This is a genomic window from Ensifer sp. ZNC0028 (assembly GCF_000799055.1).
Classification (GTDB): Bacteria; Pseudomonadota; Alphaproteobacteria; order Rhizobiales; family Rhizobiaceae; genus Ensifer.
In genome coordinates this window covers 1-251 of the sequence record NZ_JTLA01000304.1, presented here as the reverse complement: position 1 = coordinate 251, position 251 = coordinate 1, and the positions used below count along the sequence as shown (strand labels likewise).

The window sequence follows — 251 nt, the reverse complement described above, 5'->3', positions numbered from 1 at the left end:
TCGTCGAGCACGACGAAGGGGTTCTTGCCGCCCATTTCCAGCTGGTACTTGCGATTGTGCTCGACGGACGCCAAGGCGACGCGTTTGCCGGTACCGGTCGAGCCGGTGAAGGTGATGGCGTGCACATCGGGGCTGTCGAGCATCGCCTGGCCGACGACCGAGCCCTTGCCCATGACGAGGTTCAACACGCCCTTCGGCAGGCCGGCGCGGTGGAGGATGTCGACGATCGCCCAGGAACTGCCGGGAACCAG

At 65.7% G+C, this 251-nt stretch carries 1 protein-coding gene; it reads right to left on the bottom strand.

The genetic code is table 11. From position 1 onward, the window contains the following. The coding region (locus L981_RS33125; RefSeq protein WP_043627361.1) for an aldehyde dehydrogenase family protein at nucleotides 1-251 on the bottom strand (251 nt) is incomplete at both ends.